We start from the raw sequence: 3,092 nt of genomic DNA, 5'->3' as shown, positions 1-3,092 counted from the left end.
CCGGCCTGCGCGTGCTGCTGGCCGATGGCGGCGGCGAGCGGGCCTTTCGCATCGGCGAGGGCCTGCCGCCACCCGTGCGCAGCCTGCTGGGGGAGCTTGGCGTGCTTGATCGCGTGCTGGCGGACGGCCACCGCCCCAGCTACGGCACCCTCGCCTATTGGGGCGGACTGGCCGGCCACGCCAACGACACCCTGCGCCAGCTGCATGGCAATGGCTTGCAGCTGGACCGCGTGCGCTTCGACGCCACGCTGCGGGCCGCCGCCAGCGAGGCGGGCTGCACGGTCGCGCTTTCCACCCACCTGCAGTGCGACGATGCGCAGGGCGCCGATCCCGCCAGCAGGACCGGCACCGCCTCGGCAGACCCGCAGGAGGCATCCGGCCCGCTGCACCGGCTGCAGCTGCGCCGCGCGGGCGAATCCCTGTCGCACGCGACGGCGCACTGGCTGATCGACGCCAGCGGCCGCATGGCCACCCAGGCCTGCCGGCTGGGCGCGCACCGCCGCCACTACGACCGGCTGCTGGCCTTCTACCAGCGCCTGCGCACCGACAGCCATACCGATCTGGACGGCCGCACCTGGGTCGAGGCGGTCGAAGACGGATGGTGGTACAGCGTGCTGCTGCCCAGCGGCGAGCGCGTGGTGGCCTTCCTGGGCGATGCCGACCTGCTGGACCGCCGCACCCTGCTGGACGACGATGGCCTGTGGCAGCACCTGCAGCACACCACCCACCTGGGCGCGCTTTGCGCCGAGCACGGCTATCGCCCCCACGGCGCGGTGCAGGGCGCCGATGCCTGCAGCGCCGAACTCGACCGCGCGGCCGGCGAGCGCTGGCTGGCGGTGGGCGACGCCGCCCTCGCCTTCGACCCGCTGTCGTCCAAGGGCATCGGCAACGCGCTCTACACCGGCATGCGCGCGGCACAGGCGGTGCTGGCGCACGGGGCGGGCGACCTGCAGGCGCCGCAGCGCTATGCCGACCACCTGCGGGACATCCACCGGGTGTACCGCAAGCAGCTGCAGGGCTTCTACGCGATGGAAACGCGCTGGCCCGGTTCCGCCTTCTGGGCGCGCCGGCAGGCGGGCCACCCTGTCGCGCAGGGGGCAGTGCTGGGCACGCCGGGCGGCAAAGCGGTGGCTACACTGCCTTGGCCGCCCGCGCAGCCGACGGCCACCGGCCGCGAGAACCCATCCAACGGAATCCCGCCACCGCCCTGGTGAAAATTGCGCAGGCAGCTATCGGAAACATAGCGCCATCGGAGGCTTCATGCGCGTGCAAGGCAAATCCATCATCGTCACCGGCGCCGGCAACGGCATCGGCGAAGGCATCGCCAAGCGGCTCGCGGCCGAGGGCGGCCGGGTCATCGTCAACGACATCCAGGCCACCGGGGGCCAGCGCGTGGCGGCCGAGATCCGCGCCGCGGGCGGCACGGCGGACTTCTTCGCCGCCGACGTCACCCGCTCTGCGGACATGAAAGCCCTGGTGGACGAGGCCGTGCGCCTTCATGGCCGGCTCGACGTGGTCGTGAACAACGCCGGCTGGACGCACCGCAACCGCCCCATGCTGGAGGTGAGCGAGGAAGAGTTCGACAAGGTGTATGCCATCAACGTCAAAAGCCTCTACCTCTCGGCCATCCACGCCGTGCCGGCCATGCGCGCCAACCCGGGCACGGCGGGCGGCAGCTTCATCAACATCGCCTCCACCGCCGGCCTGCGGCCCCGCCCGGGCCTCACCTGGTACAACGGGTCGAAGGGCGCGGTCATCACCACCAGCAAGTCGATGGCGGCCGAGCTGGGCCCCGACAACATCCGAGTGAACTGCATCAACCCCGTGTTCAACCCCGACACGGGCCTGGCCGCCGAGTTCGCCGGCGGGCCGGTGGACGACGCGCGCCGCGCCCAATTTCTCGCCTCGATTCCGCTGGGGCGTTTTTCCACCGCGCTCGACGTGGCCAACGCGGCGCTGTACCTGGCCAGCGACGAAGCGGCCTTCGTGAGCGGCGTGTGCATCGAAGTGGATGGCGCCCGCTGCGTCTGATCGCTGCCGGCCGACAGCGGCGCGGCCCATTGCGCCGATAACCCTACCGCACCCCATGCGGCAAAATCCGCCCATGGCTGAACGTGTCATCCCCCTGGTGGACCAGCGCATCGCTGCGCTGCGCCCCGCCGTGCCGCAGGGCCTGTCCGGGATTCCATCGGGATGGCTGACCGACACGCTCGGTCGCCCGCTGCGGGACCTGCGCATCAGCGTGACCGACCGCTGCAACTTCCGCTGCGCGTACTGCATGCCCAAGGAGGTGTTCGACAAGGACTACCCCTATCTGCCGCACAGCGCGCTGCTCAGCTTCGAGGAAATCACCCGCCTGGCCCGCAGCTTCGTCGACCACGGCGTGCGCAAGATCCGGCTCACGGGCGGCGAGCCGCTGCTGCGCAAGCACCTCGAAAACCTCGTCGGCATGCTGGCGCAGCTGCGTATGCCGGACGGCACGGCGACCGACCTCACGCTGACCACCAACGGCTCGCTGCTCGCGCGCAAGGCCCAGGCGCTCAAGGACGCCGGGCTGAACCGCCTCACTGTGAGCCTGGACAGTCTGCAGGACGCGGTGTTCCGGCACATGAACGATGTGGACTTTCCGGTGGCCGAGGTGCTGGCCGGCATCGACGCGGCACAGGCCGCGGGGTTCGCGCGCATCAAGGTCAACATGGTGGTCAAGCGCGGCACCAACGACCACGAGATCGTGCCCATGGCGCGGCACTTTCGCGGCACGGGCGTGACGCTGCGCTTCATCGAATACATGGACGTGGGCGCCACCAACGGCTGGCGAATGGACGAGGTGCTGCCATCCGCCGACGTGATCGCGCGGCTGCAGGCCCACCTGCCCCTGGTGCCCCTGCCCGAACAGGCCCCCGGGGAAACCGCGCGCCGCTGGGGCTACGCCGATGCCACCGGGCGCCACGACCCGGCGCTGGGCGAGGTGGGCGTGATCGGCAGCGTCACGCAAGCGTTTTGCGGCGACTGCAACCGCGCCCGCCTGTCGATGGAAGGCAGTCTCTACCTGTGCCTGTTCGCCACCCAGGGCTGGGACCTGCGCAGCCTGC

Annotated in this window: 3 protein-coding genes; all 3 read left to right on the top strand. The window is 71.1% G+C overall.

Annotated features, from left to right (window positions below; genetic code table 11):
- The coding region (locus AC27IQ_RS21355) for a hypothetical protein (protein ID WP_487090701.1) at positions 1 to 1,214 on the top strand (1,214 nt) is incomplete at its 5' end.
- Positions 1,215 to 1,260: 46 nt separating this feature from the next.
- On the top strand, positions 1,261 to 2,031 hold the full coding sequence (locus tag AC27IQ_RS21350; protein ID WP_487090700.1) for an SDR family oxidoreductase: 771 nt from the start codon (positions 1,261 to 1,263) through the stop codon (positions 2,029 to 2,031).
- Between the two features lie 73 nt (positions 2,032 to 2,104).
- A partial coding sequence (moaA, locus tag AC27IQ_RS21345; protein ID WP_487090699.1) for a GTP 3',8-cyclase MoaA occupies positions 2,105 to 3,092 on the top strand: 988 nt, incomplete at its 3' end.

This window comes from Acidovorax sp. KPB24-07 (assembly GCF_057543315.1).
Note: the sequence above shows the minus strand (reverse complement) of the source record. Positions and strands in the feature narration are given on the sequence as shown.